This is a genomic window from Chryseobacterium echinoideorum (assembly GCF_007474535.1).
GTDB classification, from domain to species: domain Bacteria; phylum Bacteroidota; class Bacteroidia; order Flavobacteriales; family Weeksellaceae; genus Chryseobacterium; species Chryseobacterium echinoideorum.
Genome location: NZ_VKNW01000008.1, coordinates 88,596 through 106,838, shown reverse-complemented (window position 1 = coordinate 106,838; position 18,243 = coordinate 88,596). Strand labels below are relative to the sequence as shown.

Annotated in this window: 12 protein-coding genes and 1 tRNA gene; 11 read left to right on the top strand and 2 right to left on the bottom strand. The window is 32.1% G+C overall.

What is annotated here, in order from left to right; translation table 11 throughout:
• Positions 1–19: 19 nt before the first annotated feature.
• The 10 genes from FOL89_RS11575 to FOL89_RS11530 all read left to right on the top strand — a co-directional run bounded on the left by FOL89_RS11575 (position 20) and on the right by FOL89_RS11530 (position 14,932).
• A complete protein-coding gene (locus tag FOL89_RS11575; protein WP_144282960.1) occupies positions 20–370 on the top strand; it encodes a prevent-host-death protein in 351 nt (116 codons plus the stop codon).
• 224 nt (positions 371–594) lie between these two features.
• Positions 595–1,503, top strand: a complete 909-nt coding sequence (locus tag FOL89_RS11570; RefSeq protein WP_144282959.1) for a universal stress protein — start codon at positions 595–597, stop codon at positions 1,501–1,503.
• A gap of 11 nt (positions 1,504–1,514) precedes the next feature.
• Positions 1,515–1,961 (top strand): GNAT family N-acetyltransferase, encoded by a 447-nt coding sequence (locus FOL89_RS11565; RefSeq protein WP_144282958.1) that lies wholly within the window; start codon positions 1,515–1,517, stop codon positions 1,959–1,961.
• Position 1,962: 1 nt separating this feature from the next.
• Positions 1,963–3,078 carry an alanine racemase gene (locus tag FOL89_RS11560; protein WP_144282957.1) on the top strand — a complete coding sequence of 372 codons (1,116 nt, stop codon included), beginning with the start codon at positions 1,963–1,965 and terminating at the stop codon, positions 3,076–3,078.
• An 84-nt stretch (positions 3,079–3,162) separates the two neighbouring features.
• Positions 3,163–4,038 (top strand): helix-turn-helix domain-containing protein, encoded by an 876-nt coding sequence (locus tag FOL89_RS11555; RefSeq protein ID WP_185146972.1) that lies wholly within the window; start codon positions 3,163–3,165, stop codon positions 4,036–4,038.
• 957 nt (positions 4,039–4,995) lie between these two features.
• Positions 4,996–6,627: a helix-turn-helix domain-containing protein gene (locus FOL89_RS11550; protein WP_144282955.1), complete on the top strand. Its 1,632-nt coding sequence runs from the start codon at positions 4,996–4,998 to the stop codon at positions 6,625–6,627.
• Between the two features lie 959 nt (positions 6,628–7,586).
• The gene (locus FOL89_RS11545) at positions 7,587–8,573 is read left to right on the top strand and encodes a hypothetical protein (RefSeq protein ID WP_144282954.1); all 987 of its coding nucleotides are present in this window, start codon (positions 7,587–7,589) and stop codon (positions 8,571–8,573) included.
• A gap of 436 nt (positions 8,574–9,009) precedes the next feature.
• A complete protein-coding gene (locus FOL89_RS11540; protein ID WP_144282953.1) occupies positions 9,010–10,884 on the top strand; it encodes an FISUMP domain-containing protein in 1,875 nt (624 codons plus the stop codon).
• Positions 10,885–11,511: 627 nt separating this feature from the next.
• A complete protein-coding gene (locus FOL89_RS11535) occupies positions 11,512–13,008 on the top strand; it encodes a hypothetical protein (protein ID WP_144282952.1) in 1,497 nt (498 codons plus the stop codon).
• A gap of 487 nt (positions 13,009–13,495) precedes the next feature.
• Positions 13,496–14,932 (top strand): helix-turn-helix transcriptional regulator, encoded by a 1,437-nt coding sequence (locus FOL89_RS11530; protein ID WP_185146971.1) that lies wholly within the window; start codon positions 13,496–13,498, stop codon positions 14,930–14,932.
• A 307-nt stretch (positions 14,933–15,239) separates the two neighbouring features.
• Here the strand turns inward: FOL89_RS11530 and FOL89_RS11525 are convergent, their stop codons facing one another.
• Positions 15,240–16,130: an AraC family transcriptional regulator gene (locus tag FOL89_RS11525; RefSeq protein ID WP_144282950.1), complete on the bottom strand. Its 891-nt coding sequence runs from the start codon at positions 16,128–16,130 to the stop codon at positions 15,240–15,242.
• A 350-nt stretch (positions 16,131–16,480) separates the two neighbouring features.
• On the opposite strand from FOL89_RS11525, the gene ccoG reads away from it, so the two are divergent.
• Positions 16,481–17,938 (top strand): cytochrome c oxidase accessory protein CcoG, encoded by a 1,458-nt coding sequence (gene ccoG, locus FOL89_RS11520; protein ID WP_144282949.1) that lies wholly within the window; start codon positions 16,481–16,483, stop codon positions 17,936–17,938.
• A 204-nt stretch (positions 17,939–18,142) separates the two neighbouring features.
• On the opposite strand, the gene FOL89_RS11515 is transcribed toward ccoG, so the two are convergent.
• A tRNA-Arg gene (locus FOL89_RS11515) sits at positions 18,143–18,214 on the bottom strand.
• Positions 18,215–18,243: the final 29 nt, after the last annotated feature.

The following is an 18,243-nucleotide window of genomic DNA, read 5'->3' as shown; positions in this document are numbered from 1 at the left end:
ATTTTTAAAATATTTCAAAATGAATTATCAGCTTAAGCTTCGAACACCGGAATCTAACGCCAATCTTGTATTTCATGCTATTTTGTTTGATGCTTTTAAGGTAAATATTGTTGAAAGATATACCGGAAAGGGTGCTAAATTGTGTGAGGTTATCCTAAAAGTAAGAACTTTGGATGATCAGATTATCAACAGAAAAGACGGATTCGTAAAAATAAAATTAAAGGGTGAAGATTTCGATATTTATAAAAATTTGATCAAGACACTCACCTCTTATGATTATAAAAACAGACTTATCAACAGAAATAAGGCTGACGAAGATTTTGTGCATTTCGTTTTAAGACTTGTCATTATCAATTATAATTTCAGTTAAAAATGAAATGAAATTTAATAGAATTTTTAAATTTTGATTTGATAATCATATAAAGCTAAAAATCTTTACCCTATAGTAAAGATTTTTTTAATAACCATCAATATCTTTCAGAACATAATTTCAAAAAAGATAAATCATACCATAAATACATTCATTCTTCACATCAATTGAAACGTTGATTACCTAATTTTGCATATTAACTTTTAGAATTATTCTAACCTCAAATGCAGAATTTTATCAGCACAATCTTAGTCGCGGTCGATTTCACCGAGAAATCACGGAATGCAGTCATAATGTCTGTAAATATTGCCCTGCGTCATAAAGCGAGAGTCATATTACTTCACAATATTACCAATCATACCATCATAGACAGAACAGGAAAACAAGTAATTGGTGCAGAAACCATTGATGAAAATTATAAAAAAACAGAGTTTGCACTCAGTGAACTTGAAATATCTGTAAAGTCACAGTATCCTGATCTGGAATTGCAGACTATGATTAAAAATGATAGTTTAATCCATGCGATTAATGATACAATTGATCTGGAATCTGTAGATCTTGTAATCTGCGGAAGCTCTGGACAGCAAAATTTTACACAGCTATTTTTAGGTTCACTTTCTTATCAAATTTTAACGGAAACCAACAGTTCTGTTTTACTTGTTCCTGAAAATTGCAGAAAATATGCTTTTGATAAAATACTTGTGCCTGTAAGAGTTCTGGAAGACCTAACTGATAAAATAGATATATCGATTGCCATTGCAAAGAAAAACAAAGGTGTTATTAGCCTTCTGGGAATAAGTAACGAAGATGATTTATTAAAAATCAAAGATGCTTACCAAAGAGCGCGGACAAATATTGCGATTAAAGCACAAGACTATGACTCGCAGTTTTTAATGACAAGAAGCAAAGCTACTCAGATTTCAAAATTTTCTCAAGAAGATGACGCTGATATTATCATTCTTAATTATAAAGATGAAGACAGCTGGAAGTCATTTTTTATGGAAAATTTCTTTAAACAAATTATTAACAATACAGATATTCCTTTATTTTTCTTAAAAAGTAAACGAATGACTAATAAAAGAAAAACCGATGATAATATAGGCATTGATATTACTCTGCCTTCTCCGGGATAAAACAAAAATTTATGATAACATTACAAAAATATTCAGATGAAAACCAACCCAATGCTAATCAAAAAAAAGAGATCATTCAGTTTCTTTTCGAACATTTGGAACAATACGGTGATCCGGAAAAAGATATTTCTGATGCTGTCGACTACGCATTAGGCTATAACAACAAGCCGGGCGGTATTGTGATTACTGCAAGAGACGAAGATCAAAATGATCTTGCAGGAGCTGTTGTCATTAACAACACCGGAATGGGCGGATATATTCCTGAAAATATTCTCGTATACATTGCTACCAATAAGAATGTAAGGGGGAAAGGCATCGGAAAAAAACTGATGCAATATGCTATTGACTCTTCACAGGGAGATATCGCACTCCATTGTGAACCGGAAAATCCGGCAATACATCTTTACCGGAAACTAGGATTTTCCAGTAAATATCTTGAAATGCGATTAAAAAAATAAAATGTCATACATTACTTTAAATACCAGCAAATTACTTCATAATTACAATTACCTCAACGAGCTGTTCAGAGAAAACCAAATCGAATGGGCCGTTGTTGCAAAACTTCTTTGCGGTAATGAAAAGTTTCTTAAAAGTCTTCTGGAAATCTTTGATAAAGAAATCTGTGATTCCCGGCTGACGAATTTACGCCACATTAAAGATCTTTCACCAAAAACACAAACGGTTTACATTAAACCTCCTGCTAAAAGACTTGCTAAAAGCATCGTTAAATATGCAGATGTCAGTTTTAATACGGAGTTAGATACCATTAAAGCTCTTTCTGAAGAAGCCATCAAACAAAATAAAGTACATAAAATTGTGATCATGGTGGAAATGGGAGAATTAAGAGAAGGTATCATGGTAAAAAATCTCTCTTCATTTTATGGTGAAGTGGTAAAAATGCCTAATATTGAAGTGGTTGGAATAGGAACTAACCTCAACTGTCTCAACGGAATTCTTCCGGATGAGAAAAAATTAACAGAACTCAATCGTTTTAAGAAAGTTATTGAACAGGCTCATCAAACGAAAATTCCTTTTATATCGGCAGGGTCTTCTGTTACCATTCCTCTTATTTTTAAAAATAAAATACCTGAAGGGATCAATCATTTCAGGATTGGTGAAACTTTATTCTTCGGTACTGATGTTTACAATGATTCTGTAATCAAAGGCATGTATCAGGATGTATTTAAACTTACAGCCGAAATTATCGAAATTGTAGAAAAACCAATGATCCCTACAGGAAAAACGGGTACTAATCTTACCGGCGAAACTCCTGTACATGATGAAAAAAACAAAGGTAAAACCTCAATTAGAGCCATTGTTGATGTAGGTATTCTAGATATTGATCCTAAAAATATAAAACCTAAATCGTCCGGAGTTGAAATCATCGGAGCCAGCTCAGACATGATGATTCTTGATCTTGCAGATAATGGTAATGATTATCACATCGGAGATACCATTGAATTCAGCATGAATTATATGGCAGTTCTACGTGCCATGAACTCAGAATATGTAGATAAAGCAATTGAAAAGAAAATCAGTGCAAAGCATCTGAAAATACTAGAGCACCTTAATTAATACCTTACTTATTCATACAATCAATACCATAAGCAATTATGGTATTTTTTATGTTTATATTTGATGAAGAAAAAAATAAAAATTTTGAATCACACCATTCAATCCCTAACTTTAAGCAGACTCAAAGGTCCATCACCATTGCGAAATGATTTTATCATTATGCCACTTGAAGAGTTTGCAGGAAAATTATATTCAGGCTCAGATTCACATTTTAAAAATAAATTTTATGCCGTTTTACTTTTAAAAAATGCAAATGGATCTATTATGATTGATCATCAGGAATTTGGTTTTCAATCAGAAAAGTTTTTTTTCATCAACTATAATCAGGTATATCATTTTAAAGACATTGAGCATATTGAAGGAAGTGCGCTTTTATTCACAAAATCTTTTTACAATTATATCTATACCGGAAATAAAGTGATCAAAAGCGACACAGCTCTTAATGATTTGATACCTTATATTCAATTATCCACCGATAATGCAGAAGATATATACCAAACTTTTGAGGAATTGCAGAGAGAATACGACAGAAATAAGTTACTTAGAAAAGAAATAATCTGTCTTTTACTGAAAGTTTTTATTTTAAAATATATCAGAAATTCTAATAAACAAAATCGTGGTAAAAAATCTCCTGATCATAAAAAAGAAATTGTGGAAAACTTCAGCAATCTGGTAAACCAATACTATAAAGAACTGAAAATCACTTCAAAATATGCCGAAAAGCTCAATTTAACTCCCAATTACCTAAATGTGCTTATCAAAGAAAATATGGATATTTCTGCTGGTCAGATGATTAAAAACCGGGTCATACTAGAAGCAAAAAGACTTCTCCTCCATACAACACTTTCTGTCACAGAGATTTCCTACGAGCTTGGATTTAACGACAATTCTCATTTTGGAAAATATTTCAAATCTGCTACAAAATATTCTCCCCAACAGTACAGGATGCTCAATCTTTAAAATCAAGATTTGATTGCTAATCTATACTCAAGCTTAAAAAAAACCGCTAAAAAAGGCAATATTGTGAACTCAAAGCTGCAATTTTTGAACACTTTTGTAGCTGATCTAAAGTTTGAGAGAGAAGCCCAGTCTTCTCACCGAAACTCTGTCGTAGAGAATGATCTGAACCAGAATTTTCCGCTTAAAAAAGTCTGATCGTTGATATTATCTATAGTGACTTGAATTTTATTTAGAATCAGATTTAACAATTTAAAAGTAAATTTACTAAATTGCGATACAATTGATAAATTTATAATGATGAAAAAAGATTTAATACTCTCTATGCTGTTGTCATGTCGTGCAATATTTTTACTCAAGTTAATGACCTACGCTAGGTACGAAGTAATGTAGCAAACAATGCATGATTTCCAGATAAAATATAATAACACCTTCTCACCAACTCTTACGGTCGATTCACAGCTTGCAGGAAATGCACTAAGATAAATCTATGGAATAAAAAGACAGATCGGCTTCATGAACAAATCAATCACAGAAAGACATTTCTATATAATGAAAACGGCACTCCAATTTCAACGATCAAGATGATTGTAATAGAAGAAATTTATAGAAATCTACTCCTAATAAAATATTAATAAGCAGTTTTAAGTCTAGTAAATTATTAATGTTTAATGTTCTTATTTTTAATTTAATTCTGTAGACTTTAAAAGACAAAATTCAGATAATTGTTTTGACAATGATGCATTTACCATTATTCGTGATGCCATATTTTTATTCGTTCCGGGATAAATATTTTGCTTCTGAATAAACATTAGAAAGCCGTAATCTGATTATTGCGATCCCGTTAAATGTGTTATTGAAAAGAATCTTATTTGAACTTACAAGTATATTATACCGGCGATCAACAGTTCTATTTCGAATCACTTGACTCGTGAAATTTATTTACAATTATTTTTAGATATGAAAAAAAATTATAATTCTTTTTTGAAAAAAATTACCATTATTATTTTTTCTATACTGTCTCAATTTCTATTTGCTCAGATAGACGAAAAGCGACAACAAGAGATTCAGAATCTATGGGATAACTCTGATAAGTATATACTTAGGGATGCTGTAAGTTCAATGAGATATGCCAAGCAGGCTTCCCTACTCTCAGAAAAGTATGGAGATTCTTTTAATAAAGCAAAATCATATCTAATATGCTTACTTTCTATTAATATGTATAAGGAAAGTTTATTTTATTTAGACAAGGGTCTCAAAGAACCGGCAACAGCTGACCATCACGTTTTAAAAGTTCTTTTCAAAGAATTTAAAGGTGACAATTATGGAAAAATGGGTTTACCTGAACAGGAATTTAATGAATACTCTGATATTTTATCTTTTGTTCCTAAAGATGAAAAAAACCATGAATATCAAAGGACAATATCTCGTATACAAGCTAGAATAGCTGCTAATTTGATCAAAATGAAAGATTATGATAATGCAGATAGATATATTAATAAGTCTATGAAGATACGGGAAAAATTTGCAGAAGGAGAACTGTATAATATTTACATGGTTAAAGGGGATGTATGTTTGAACAGGAAAGTCTATGATTCTGCCTTTTACTTTTTTAATAAAAGTTATAATATGGTAAAAAAGGGTATAGAATACGAATACCCAAACTTAAAATCATTTGGTGATTATTATAAAGCGATAGGTAATATACCAAAAACTATTTCGTTTTACGAGAAAGCCATAGCTAATATAAAGGATTCTAAGATAGATGATGTTCCTAATAAAGCGGAAATTTACAAAAATCTATATCAGCTTTCAGGAAAGATTGGCAATGAGCAAAAGAGAGATCAGTATTCAGAACTTTATCACATTGAATACGAAAAACTTCAAGATAATAATAATCAAGATATTCAGTTTGCTGTTAAATCCATATTGAATCAGGAGCAACAGGAAAAAAAATTGTTAAAGAAACATAATTCCACTACTGTGTTTTCCATTCTGGGAGTTTTCTCTATATTTTCAGCGATTTTTTACTTTCAGTTTATTAAAATGCGTCGGAAGAAAAAAGAACTAAAAATAAGGTTTGAAGAAATTGTAAAAGAATTGGAAGAAAGAAAAAAAAGACAGGAAGACAATAATTTGGAGATCGCCGTTCATCAATTATCAGAAAAAGATGCGGATCCTGAAACTTCCTTTAAGACAAACACCAAGTTAATTTCTGATGAAACTGAAAAAGTCCTTTTGTCTAAATTAATAAGTTTTGAAAAAGGAACTGCGTTTACCGAAAAAGGATTTACACAATCAAATCTTGCAACAATCCTTGAAACCAACACAAAGTATCTTAATTATATACTCAAAATTCATCGCAACAAAAGTTTTAATGATTATGTAAACGGACTTAAAATAAATTTTATTGTGGATAAGATTTATAATCATCCTGAGTATTTGAATTATAAAATAAGCTATTTATCCGAAATATCAGGTTTCTCATCCCAAAGTCGTTTTACCCATATCTTTAAACAGGAACAAGGTATGTCCCCATCAGAATTTATAACCCAACTTTCACAAAAACAAAACAAGAACATAAGTAAATGATTATCAAAAGTATAAAAATAAAACTTTGCCACTTTCCGGAATTCTGTCAATGAAAATTTAGGATTCGATATGGAGCACCGATATATTTGTATTGAATTAAAATCATATTAAATGATTATTTAGATATACTATTTCATTATATTAAAAACACGCTATGATCATTTAATTGTACTTAAACTTATATTTACAAAAAGTATTTAATATATTAAAACACAATGTCATTATAAATAAGCAGACAGGAATAAAACCTGATCGAAAAAATTACAGAAAATGGGACAGAGTTGTCCCGATCTGTAATTTGTCACAGTACAAAATGCAACAAATAAACAATTTTGTCACCTTATAACCTCTACAAAAAATGGATTAGGAAAAGTTTCTTCAATTCATTGTCAAAAATTTTGGATCTCACAATTTACTTAAAAGCAAAGTAAAGAATGTAGAAAAACCATATTCTTACAAGATAAATCAATTTTGATCGTGTAAAGCCTTGTTCATATAATATACAGTTAGATTTAAATACTTTTTTAACAACGCTTGAAAATACTTGGAAATAAAACTACTTCTCATTAATTACAAAAACCTATGAGATCTTTTTTAGTAAATTTCAACTTACACACATTCTTAAAACGCAAATTACTATATATCAAATCATTAATTAAAAACAGTACTACTTAAGTAGTGCTTTTTTTGTAGTTAGACAGATAAATCTCAGTAATTTGTATGCAGATATTTAGATGGAAAATGAATCAAAACTTAGATAGCATTAAGGGCTTTATTTATTCTGTCCTTGAATGGATGTTGACCTTTCTTACAATAAATGCTGAGCAATAACCTGATTTATATAAGTTGTGATTTCTCTATATCGTCATCCGTATAATTAAATTATCCAGAGTAATAGACCAAACGATTACAACGAAAAAATTGAAGATAATAATTAAAAATATACTAAATAGAAAATCATGAGAAAAACGATTATTTTTACATTTACGTTACTTTCATCCATTACATTTGCGCAGGTAGGCATTAATACAGAAAACCCTAAACAAGTATTACATGTTGATGGGAACAAAGACAATCCAAACACTGGAATGCCAAATTCAACCCAGCAAATTAATGATGTAGTGATTACGAGTAATGGGCAAATAGGAATAGGAACTGTAACTCCTTCTGCAAAATTAGATGTCGCAGGAAACATTTCTGTGAACACAAACTTGGCTGGAAATGCTTCATCCATAAACTTCTACGAAGATTCCTCAAATGGTACCAACTCGGTATCTTTAAAAGCTCCTTCAAATCTGAGTACCGACCGTTCAATTATTCTGCCTTCAAACGCGCCTTCAAACGGTTATGTGTTAAAAACTAATGATTCAGGAGCAACAGAATGGGGACCAGTCAATCCTGCTTCTGCAACATTAGCATCAATCTCTTTAAGCAACTCATTATCAGGCAACACTTCCATAAACAATGGAGGAATGAATGGAACATTTGTAAATCAGAGATTTTTTCAAAAATTTGATAATATAGTGACAGATCCTAACAATAGATTTGATGTCACTACCGGCACTTACACAGTATCTCAATCAGGAATTTACCTCATTACCGCTTACATTATGCCAAATGCAGCACCCGACAGGAATGAGACGGGATTTTATTATCCTGTAAATCTTGAAATTAGAAAAAACTGTTTTGGAAACCCTTCAGCAGGTATCAATATAATGGATAATGCGACAATCAGATGGGCAACACCAGGACAATCAATCTTACGCTACTCCGTCGTAGTGACCGGTATGGTTACATTAACGGCAGGTGATACATTAAATACAGTCATTTATCTGAACGGAACCAATGCTTCAGCATCAAGCAATGCAGGCATATCTTATCCAACAAATTTTACATATGCAAATATTTCCGACTTTAAAGCTTTATTTAGTGTTACAGCTCTGTAAGATCACTATAAGAAAAAATATCATGTGTAACAGCAAAACAGCAGCTCTCATTTTCAATTATTTTGGAATCATCCAATATACATGACAACAATATAGAAAATTATATTTGTTGTTTTTTGTAATGGATGGATGTATATCTTTTCAAATCTCAGGAAGAATATACAATGTTTATTGCTGTGAGAAGTGTGTCTTTGAACCAAACTATCTTTCCAAATTGATAGCACACCAAAAATTACAAAAAACAATAAGATATTAATTATCAATGTTTTAAAGTTTAAATTTTTGCACATTTCCAGAATTCTGCCAATGTAAGTTTAGGATAACACCTTTTAATCATCATATTTTTGCAGTATTAGAGTCAAGAATTAGACGAATTAGTTTCGTAAAAAATTTCTGGGCTGTATAAAATTGTATACTAATTTTAAAACATATTTTGATGAAAAAAATGCTTATCATCTCAGCTTACGGAGCAAGTTCGATGATGTTTGGACAGGTAGGAATCAATACTGAAACACCACATCCAAGTTCAGATTTAGAACTTGGTTCCAATAATAAAGCTCTATATCTGAATAGAGTGGAAAATCCTGAGACTAATATATCTTCTCCCCAAAATGGTATGATTCTTTACGATACCACCAAAAAATGTGTGCGTGCCTATCAAAATAACGCTTGGTCTAACTGCTTTGGCGTTCCAGTTGAAAATGTGGGAACAGTTGTCTCTTTAGAGTGCAATTCTGCTACTCATTCTGGAATTATTTACAATGGTACGGCGTACACTTCCGGAATAGAAACAAGTGTTCCATACTCGGGAGGGAATGGCGGTTCATATTCTGCTATGTCTATAAATTCCACAGGAGTTACGGGATTGGTCGCTACTTTACAAGCTGGAAACCTAAACAATGGTTCTGGAAATTTAATCTTTCAGATTACGGGAACTCCATCAGGAACTGGTAGCGCATTATTTACGGTAAATATAGCAGGAAAAACTTGTAATTTTACCCGTAACGTAGAGCCACAAACCCCAACGGTGGGTACAGTAACTAGCTTAAATTGTAATGCACAACTAAACCCAACTACTTTGTTTGTAGACCAGAATTACTCTGGCGTATTAAAAATTCAGTATACCGGTGGTAATGGTGGATCTTATAATGCTGATACATTTACATTAAAAGGGCTTACATTTACACGGAATGCCGGTAATTTTGTAATAGGAAATGGTGAAATTGTTTACAATGTCTCAGGGATTCCCGATTCAACAGGCAGTATCATAATAAACGAAATAATCATTGGCGGACAATCGTGTACATCATTGAATGTCGGTATTATAACAGGACTTACCCTATATTGTGATACAGGGTCATATCAACCGGTTTTAAACCCTGACAATCTGATAGCAGGACAAACTTATACCGGAACTTATACCGTAAAGTATTTTACCAATTCCGGAGGTTTTTATGATGGAACAGCTTATCCCGCAGAGAGCTTTACAGTCAACGGACTCACTTTTTCCCGTTCGGCAGGTACTTTTACAGGAGGATCAGTAACGGATATAATTTATAATGTAGCCGGAACTCCAACCACTAGCGGAAATACAAATATTACAGTCAATTTAGCGGATAAAACCTGTACAAAATCTGTCAATGTAGCAGCAATATCTGCTAATTGTATAAATAATGATTATATAATACATAACGGACAAAAATCAGTAAGGATTTGTGGACAGATATGGATGCAGCATAACTTAGGAGCAAATACCAACCTCGATCCCAATGCCAATCCTCAATCACAAGCTCTGATTGGTAATTACTATCAATATGGAAGAAATGCGGTAATTGCAACTGGATACACTTCTCCAGGACCTATAACAGGCTTTAATACTAGCTGGCCCGTACCAGCAAACCCTACACAAAGATGGAATACAGGTACAGAAACCTCACCTGTAAAAAATACAACTTATGATCCTTGTCCTTCCGGATTTCGTTTACCAACTTTAACAGAATTTCAGAAATTAGCGGCAAATACAACGCTGGAAGTCTATGGAAATAACTGGAGTTCAAATGACAACAATTATGATAACGCCATAATCTTCAAAAGTGGAAATGTACAAGTAACTTTTCCTGCAGGAGGATTTAGAACAGTAAATGGTCCGGGAAATCTTCAAGGAAGAGGTCAAGGGGGAACTTACTACACAAGTACTATAGGTAATGTAAACCCTTACAATACAAGACCTGCTTTTCTTGGTCAATCGGGTCTTGGGGGCGGAATGCAGGCTGGTAACAGAGCATTTAATGTAAAGTGTATCGCTCAGTAATATTAGTAAAATATAACTAAAAATGATCTATCCTGTGAGTAATCCGGGTCTCCATTTTGTTATAAATTAAAATTAATAATTATCACACAATTCATATCGACCCTTTAATTAGCCAAAAGGTTACAGAGCTCGGGATAAATTTTTCCCGCGCTCTGTTTTTTTGGTTAAGCAATGACAATTCCAACACTTTGGATAAAAATTTTCAGGACTTTCTAACAGAGATTTTTGGATTCCTCAAAACAGAGCCTTCGCACATTTTTATTTGTAATTAAGTTTCCCTTTGCTCTTTCAAACAATATTCTTCAAAGCGATTAGAACAATTGAAGATAATGTTACGACTTATGGAAAGTAAAAACCCTTCAACCAAAACAGGCTTCTCATTTTTTCGCTTGTTTAAGTACTCATAATCAATTATCTAAAAAAATAAAGTACTCGTTAAGTAGTCGTTTTTTTGTACTTGATTGAAGAAATTTGGTCATTTGCAGCCGGATTATTTCTGAAAAAAGATACCCAAAAGACGTACAATAATTTTTCCAGCATCAGCATATTATTTTATAGATCATTGTTGTTTGTCTTGTGGTTATTCTAAAAAGAATACAAAATAAAAATTAACATAAATTTACACAAATGAAAAAATGCATTATTGCCTTATCTACATTTACTTCCTCTCTTATTTTCTCACAAGTTGGCATAAACACAGAAAATCCACATGCCACTTTAGACGTTAAATCATCACCTTCTGATCTTACCAAAACAGATGGAATCATCGCTCCGAAGGTAACAGGGAATGAGCTGAAAGCAAAAGACGGGCTTTACACAAGCCAACTGCAGGGAACTGTCATATACGCTACATCCGCAGCAAATCCTACCAGCATCAAAACCGTGAATGTTACCCAGGAAGGATACTATTACTTTGACGGGAGTAGATGGATGAAATTCTCTACAGGGTCATCGGTCGCAAGTGGGAATGACATCAATCTTTACAAGGATAATGGCAGCTTGACAGGTAACCGTAATGCCAATCTAAACGGATTTAATCTGGCATTCACAGGAAAAGGAAATTTTGGAATTGGAACTACCGCTAATCCCTTGGAAAAGCTGGAGGTCGTTGGAGATTCTCGTATAAAAGGTAAGGTTGTTATAGGCTCCAGCTCAACCAACAGCAAAAATGCGGCTTTGGCAGTACGGAACATAGATGCAGCAGAACCTATAGTTCGATTTACGAATGTAGATGGTTACAGACAATTTTCTGTTACAGATGACGGGAATGTCGGCATTGGACTAGGAACAATAGAACCCACTGAAACACTGGATGCAAATGGTAACGTAAGATTTAGAAGCGTACCTCTGGAAACCGTTATTGATGCTACAGACAGAATAATGGTCTTGAAAAGTGACGGAACCGGTAAGAAAGTCTCTTCGTCCACTTTAAAATCTGAGATTGATACCAACACTAATATTTATACGAACAACGGAAGTCTGTCCGAAGACAGGACACTAACATTAGGTGGAAACAATCTCAATTTTGCGGGAAACGGTTCAATTGGTATTGGTGTAGCTGCACCTACTCAAAAGATTGATATTGCCGGCACCGCACGTTTGAGAAATGTACCTAATGGCAGTATAGATGATAATAAATTACTGGTAATAGATAATGACGGGATCGTCAAAAAAAGTGCTCTTCCTCCAGCCAGTTCTTTTGTATTATATGATACTACAGGTAATACTGTTACTCATAGTACAGATAATACACACAGACCTTTGGTCTTTCAAGGAGAACCTGATAGAATCTACACCGACTACATTGAAAAATTGAATAATACCACTTACCGTGTGAAAAAGAGGGGCGTGTATACGGTTGATTTAGTTACAATTTTTGAAGATATTGCGATTGGAGATAATGGTACTGTCGGTTGCATCACAGGTCTATACACTGGAAATAAATCATTAAACAGAATTGGAGATCGTTGGAATGGTGGTAGTGGGACAACTTCAATTACTCGAAGTGTGATTCTGAATACAGGAGCTGAAATACGTGTATCAACTGCATGTTTGAAACCGGGAAATACAACTTATAAAACAAGTTCAGGGTCTACAATTTTTATAACCTATATGCCCTTGTGATAATGATGTTTTTACCAATTCAATTAGTTAGAGAGTGTTTTCCAACAACACTCTCCATTTAATTAAATAAAATCATTTGCAAAATCTTTTTTAAGGACTTCTTTGTCTTACTTAACTTTAAAGTAAAGTAGGAATATTTTTATCATTGTTGTAATATCATTACAGACTGAAAAGAGTTATAAGAAATTATACTTTTTTTAATATTACTTGGAAGAAACTGCACTTTTTGGCGTTTTCCTTAAGACTAATCAAAAAATTTAAAATTTAAACAACTCCATTGTTATATTTAAAGTATTAAACATTAACTTAGATTTGAAAATGTGCGTGTCAATTTTTAGGCTGTTTGCTATTTGTTTTTTTAAGATATAATATCTTAAATAAGATTGATTTCATCACTATGTTTATTTAACTTATAACTATGTCGTCTTCACAAGCATCTATCATATTTTTTTTCTTCTCAATATTCTTTTTCCCACAAAAATCAGAAATGGACTACCGTACTGGCGATCTAAAGGATCAATCCGCTCAATTTGATGAATGTACAGAAAGAGCAGAACAATTTTATCAGAAGGCAAAAAATGTACAGTCATTAAAATATGCATTGAAAGCTAATGACTTAGCAATAGAATCTAAGAACTCAAAAGCTTTGGCCAAATCTTACCACTTGGTTGCTAGAGCCAGTGCTGTCATTGGCCTATACAAACAAAGTTTTTCTTATATAGAAAAGGCACTAAACGAAAAGTATACGCAATCTGATTTGGAATTGCAAATACGCCTTTTGGAAATTAAAGGCAATAATTATTATAATCTTGGACTATACGAATTTTCCAGAAATATAAGCGAAAATATTATAAAACAATCTCAGCGAGAAAAAAAAAATAGTACAATATTAAAAATTGCATCTTCAGCGTTTGGAAATATCGGATATACCTATTATCAAGAAAAAAAATCTTTGGACTCGGTATTTAAATATAATAATATTGAAATAAAGGTTTTAAAAACTCTGCCAGAAGAAATAGTATATCACCAATTGTATTCCGTATATATAAATCAAGGTAGTGTATATTTAGAAAAGAAAAAAGGAGATTCTGCCCTATTTTATTTTGAAAAGGGCTATAATTTATTCAGTAAATACCAGACAGAATATTTTTTCGCAGATTATTATTACGCAATGGGTGATTATTATCTTTCAATAAATGAAAAAAACAAATCCCTTAATTATTATCTCAAAATCATTGAAGATATTGATAAATTTCAGGAAGAAAGTAGTGTTTACCTTATTACTGTATATAAAAAAATATCTGAATTATATGGATCTTTAGGAAATTCTGAAAAAGAAAAAAAATATTTAGGAATTTATACTAAAAAAATTGAGGAGCGAGCAAGTAAGGATAAGAATAATACAGCATTTGCTTTAAAACTAATGATGAATAAAGAACAAGACAAAAATATTTTTTTGTCCAGATGGATTTATATTATAATATCAATATCAATTATTTTATTGTTTTTTATCTTATTGTACTACCTAAAGGAAAAGAAAAAGCGAAAAACAATAATATTAGATTCGAAGAAAATTCTTCTGGAAAAAGAGACAGAAACCCAGCAGATGAGACAGATGATAAATATTTCGTTTGAAGAAATAATTGTTCTGGCGAAAGAAAACAATCCGCATTTTTTAAAGAGATTTCAGGAAGTTTATCCAGAATTTTACAATAATATTTTGAAGATTAATCCCAATCTTAAACCATCCGAAATCACTCTCGCTGCCTACATTTCTCTTGGATTCTCAAACAAGGAGATTGCTGAATATACTTTTAAATCTGTAAGAACAATAGAAAGCAATCGGTATAACCTACGCAAAAAACTAAATCTATCAACAGATATAGACTTTTTTGTATGGCTGAATTCAATGAAGGAATTATAACATTCATATATTGTTCGTTGAACACTTTTACACATTCCATTCTGATCCGCATCAAGAGATCAGAAAACGAATTTGATTTGGAAAAAAAATGGAACAGCCAAAATCCGTCATTTATTTAATTTTCAACAACTTACACAATTTTACAGTAATTTTTTCAACCCTAATAAAAAATCATTACTAACTACCTTTCTCGTGATAAATTGACGATTGCAAAATCGGTTACAACAATTTAAGAGCAACTCAGATACAATATCTGACAATCATTATTTCTAGGAATACTGTGAAATTTAAAACCCCAATTATTAGCTTAAAACTCTTTTTTATAGTATTGTTTTCTAAAAGATTCTGGAGTTAAACCTGTATTTTTTTTAAAAAATTTCACAAAATAGGACGAATCGTGATAATTTAACTTTTCAGCTATTGCACTTACAGAAAGATTAAAATTAACTAACAATCTCTTTGCCTCTAGGATAATCCTATCCCTTATCAGCTCTCCCGCTGATAGTTTAGATTGTTGTTTGCAGATAAAATTCAAATGACTTGGGGTAATGTGTAAAAGTGCAGCATAATCTTTAGGCATTTTCAACTCTAAAAAATTATTTTCAATGTACTCTATAAATTTTTTAAATATCAATGAATTATAACCATTTTCAGCAAAATTAAAACTACTTTGAATTTCCTGGCTAGCCAAACCACATATTTGTAAAATGGCTGCAGCAATAATTATTTGAGAATTGCGGTTGGCATCATTGGGGGATTCTGTAATAATTTGCTGAAAATAACTAAGGATTTTATCTTTTTTACTTTCAGATACAAGGACTCTTTGTTCATCGTGAAAAATGCTAAAAAAGGGGAATTCATCAATAAGGGACGAACTTATTTGCAATTGATCAAAAAAAGTGGGTGCAAAATTAATAACATACCCTTCAACTGTCGGATCCAAATCCCAACTGTGAACCTGACCGGGTCTCATAAAAAACAAACTTTGTGGCAGGACTTTATATATCTGAAAATCAATAACATTATATCCTCCTCCATTAATAAAATAGGTTAAGTGATAAAATGAATGCCGATGAACCTGTGTTGTTTTAGGATTTCCCGGCAAGTAATCTGAAAATTGATCAATGCTGAAAATTTCATTAATTGAATGGCATGTTGACAGGTTATTTATATCAAATGTGGGATAGAGATCTTTCATTCTATTAAAGTATTCATTGATAAAAATAACAATTTTTTAAGTAAAAACTACCATAAAACCGAGAATGTCATTCGATAACTTTGCCTCGTTAAACTTCCACCGAGAAATGCTCAGTAAACTCAGTAGTGCTGGTTATTTTAAACCTTATTATAAATTAAAAACGAGGTAAAAGGAAAGAAAGTTTATTTTACATTAGATATGGATAATTTGAATACTTTCAGCAATACAATTTATATTGATTTTTTGTGCCGTCATTCTATAGAGACATTTTGAAGTGTAATGGACTGCAATTTTTTATTGCATATCATTTTAAACTAAAAAAAGTATAACATAATAAAAGCTTACTAATAATGTCAAAAATAGAAGAAGAAAAAATAAAAGGAGGTCAAGGACAAGTTCTGATTCCAGAAACCTACAGAGATTCCATAGGAACAATGGAACAATCTGGAAAAAGAAAATGGGTCTTCCCAAGAAAACCTAAAGGAAAATATACAAATTACCGGGAGTTGGTAAGTTATTTATTACTCATTGTATATTTCGCTATACCCTTTATAAAAATAAATGGTAATCCTCTGTTTATGTTTAACATTATAGACGGAGAATTTTTTATTTCGGGGCAGCCATTTTATCCTCAGGATTTCTTTATCCTTACTTTAGGAGCCATAGCATCTTTAATATTTATCATTGTTTTTACTATAGCCTATGGTCGAATTTTTTGTGGTTGGATATGTCCTCAGACGATCTTCATGGAATCTGTTTTCCGCAAGATAGAATATCTTATTGAAGGAGATCGTAATAAGCAGATGAAATTGGCAAGACAAGAGTGGAATTCAGAAAAAATCTGGAAAAGAAGCTTAAAATGGACGGTTTATGCTGTTATCTCTTTGCTAATCACCCATTTTATGTTTATGTATATCGTGGGCTACGAAGAAGTATTGAATATCATTGCGGAGGGACCTGTTGCTCACATCACAAATTTTATTGTAATGATTCTTTTTACTTCTGCCTTTTATTTCATATTTGCTTGGTTTAGAGAACAGGTATGTACATTAGTTTGTCCATACGGTAGATTGCAGGGTGTTTTAATTGATAAAGATACCATCAATGTTTTCTACGACTTTAAAAGGGGAGAAAACCGATCTAAATGGAGAAATGGAGAAGATCGAAAAGCAGCTGGTAAAGGGGATTGCATTGACTGTCATCAGTGTGTGGTTGTATGTCCTACGGGAATTGATATCAGAGAGGGACAGCAACTCGAATGTATCAATTGCACAGCTTGTATTGATGCTTGTGATGAGATTATGGAGAAAGTTGGATTACCTAAAGGATTAATACGATATGCTTCTGAAAACGAAATAGAAAATCAAACTAAGTTTAAATTTACTGGAAGAATGAAAGGCTTTGCAGTAATTTTAGTCCTTTTAGTCGGATTCTTAGTTTTCTTATTGTATAACAGAGGAGAGATGGAAACCAAATTCATTAAACCTGCTGGAAGTACGTTCTTTGTTAGAGATGGTAAAATTACCAATACTTATAACTATACTTTTCTTAATAAAACGAATGATAAAAAAATTGTAACCATTAAAGTATTAGAACCTATGCACGGAGTCGTTAGTTATAGTGCGGCAAGCAAAATTACCGTTGAACGTGATAAAATATCAAAAGGAACTATTAATATCAGTTTTCCGGAAACAGAGATCAATTTATCTAAGCAGAACATAACCATAGGTGTTTATGATATGAAAGGAAAGCTAATAGATTCTTATAAGACCTATTTTGAAGGACCTTTTACATTAAAAATACCTTAGATAAAAAATAACTCTATTGATCAGGTGTTAAAAAATATCACCAAATTTCTCTCAACTCTATGCTGTTGGGGATAATAATACTAAAAAAACAATGATGAGTTCGATTTCTGCGCTATCTTCTATCTTGGTAATTAATAATCAACAATCTGTTACAAAAAGAAAAAAAGGGAAAAATCACCGATAAAAGTGACTTTTCCCTTAGAGTGACCGCAGAAGGATTCGAACCCTCACTGTCGGAGCCGAAATCCGAAGTTCTATCCATTAAACTATGCAGCCATTTATTCAATTGATATGATAATCATTCA